Consider the following 2,490-nt stretch of genomic DNA (forward strand, 5'->3'; position numbering starts at 1 on the left):
GGCCCGCGTTCTCCCCACCCTCCCCACGCATCCGCCGTCGCTTCCGCCACCGCTGGCCGTAGACTTCCCCTCAAGTGGCACGCGCGGGAGAGCGGCGCACCGATCCGGTTCCGGCCCGGTCCCGGCGCTGCCACGGTGCACCAGCTGGTCAGCAGGGAGGATGCGTCGTCGTGAGCAGCAGGCCATCCCGAGGCGCTGCTCGCCTCGCAGCCATACTCGACGCACTGCCGGACGCGTTGCTCCTCGTGAACTGCAACGGCACGGTCGTCAACGCCAACAGCATCGCCCTGGAGGTCTTCGAGTCGCCGGGCACCGCCCTGGTCGGGCGCGGACTGCTCGACCTGCTCCCCGACTTCGACTCCAAGCTGATCCCCGGTTCGATGCGCCGCCCCGGCGACGCCCCCCAGGCCCGCACCAAGCCGACGCGGATGGTGGCACGGCGCACCGACGGAACGCAGTTCATGGTCGAGGTGACCAGCGCCAACCTGGAGGACGGACGCACCCCCTACGAGTCGTCCTTCGAGGCCGCCTTCGCCGACCACGGCAACAGCTACACCGGTGACGAACTGCTCATGCTCGTCGTCCGCGACCTCACCGGCACCGTGGACACCGAGGCCGAGCTGGCCCGGCAACAGCGCCAGACCGAGATGATCCTGCGCGCCGCGGCCGAGGGCGTGGTGGGTGTGGACACCGAGGGCCGGGTCGTCCTGGTCAATCCGGCCGCAGCCCAGATCCTCGGCTACCGGGCCGGCGAGCTGGGCGGGCAGAAGCTCCACCCGCTCGTCCACCACTCGCGCCCCGACGGCAGCCAGCTCCCGTGGGAGGAGACGCCGCTCGCCGACAGCCTGCGTTCCGGGCGCAAGCACCGGGTGCGCGGGCAGGTGCTGTGGACCAAGGACGGGCGCGCGGTGCCGGTCGACATGACGACCGCGCCGGTGCGCGACGGCGACCAGCTCGTCGGCGCGGTGCTCGCCTTCACCGACCGCACCGCCTACGACGCCCTCGCCGCACGCCACGAGCAGCTCCTGGCCGTGCTGGAGAGCGGACTGCGCGGGCCGCTGGAGCAGCTCCGCGGCGAACTGGGCGGACTGGCGGCCGACCCGGCCGGGCAGCTGTGGCCGGAGGCGAACCAGACACTGCACTACCTGGCCGCCGGCTACGCGCGTATGACCGCGCTCGTGGACAACGTGCTGGGCTACCAGCGGCTGGACGCGGGCGCCGAGCGGCTCGCGCGCGAGACGGTGTCGCTGGACGAGGTGGTGTCGGCCGGCGTGGAGGGCGCGATCGAGCTGATCGGGCCCGGGCGCGCGCAGTTCGCGGTGCACGCCCCGCCGGTCGATGTGGAGGTGGACCCGGTGCGGCTGGCGCAGGCGCTGGCCCATCTGGTCGCGGACGTGGCCGGCGTGGACGCGACCGGCAACGCGCAGGGCCCCGCCTCCGGCGACTCGACGATCGTGGTCGCGGCGGCGCAGCGCGGGGACGTGGTGCGCATCGAGGTGCGCGGCCCGTACGGCGGCGGCAGCCCGGTGCACGAGCCGCTGGTGCGCGGGATCGTGCGGCGGCACGGCGGTGTGCTCCAGACCCACCAGGTGCCCGGCGCCGGAGGCGGCAGCGCCTACGTGCTGGAGGTGCCGGTCGGCTCCCCCGATCCGGAGAGGGCGGCGGCCCGGCGGAAGCGGGGCGCCCAGGAGCAGGGCGCCCCGGAGGCGCGGGGGGAGCAGGGGGCGGAGGAGACCCAGGGCTCCCTGGACACGCAGGAGGCGCAGGCCGCCCGGGGCGGGGGCGAGACGACGGTGATGCCCGTGCCGTCGCAGCCGGTGCGCGGCACGCCCGCGGCGCACGCGGCGGGTGCGGCACACGCGGCGGAGGCCGCCGGCGGCGGGGCCATCGCCCTGCCGCCCGGCTCGCAGGGCCGGACGGAGGCCGCGGCGCCGGACGACGGCAGCGGCGCCGGGGCGGTTCCTCCCGGCGGCGGGCGGCGCCGGGCGCGGCGCGCGCTGGCCCAGGGCGGCGAGCGCGCGGAGGACACCGGGGGCGCCGGGGACAGCGGTGAGCACGCGCTGCCGTCCGCACAGCGGTCCTCCGCGAACGGCCCGGACGCGTCCGCGCCGGCCCAGTTCCCCCAGCAGAGCACCGGTCGGCGTGCCCGCCGGGCCGCCGCCGGGCCCGAGGCCCCGGCCCCGGCCGCCCCCGCGCAGGCGCCGGGCCGCGCGGCGTTCGCGCTGCCGCCCGGCCCGACCCCGGCTCCGGGCCCGGCGGCTCCGAACCCGGCCGCGCAGCCCGGACAACTTCCCGCGCAGCCGCAGTTGCAGCCCGTACAGCCGCAGTCCGGGCAGCCTCAGCCCGTACAGCACCTACCCGCCCAGCAGCCCGGGGCCGGCGCCGTCCAGGAGGACCGGCCGACCGGTCGGCGCCGCCGCGTACCGCCGCCCGAGGAGACGCCGCAGCCGGCTCCCGCCGCTGCCGAGCCGCAGGCCCCCGGGCCCGGAC

The 2,490-nt window shown here is 77.4% G+C and carries 1 protein-coding gene; it reads left to right on the forward strand.

The genetic code is table 11. The features are described 5' to 3' along the window. Positions 1–170 precede the first annotated feature (170 nt). Positions 171–2,490, forward strand: a 2,320-nt coding sequence (locus L7D48_RS28030) for a PAS domain-containing protein (protein WP_237883782.1), incomplete at its 3' end; no start/stop codon positions are given.

The sequence above is a fragment of the Streptomyces sp. ICN903 genome (assembly GCF_022015835.1).
Lineage (GTDB): Bacteria > Actinomycetota > Actinomycetes > Streptomycetales > Streptomycetaceae > Streptomyces > Streptomyces fenghuangensis.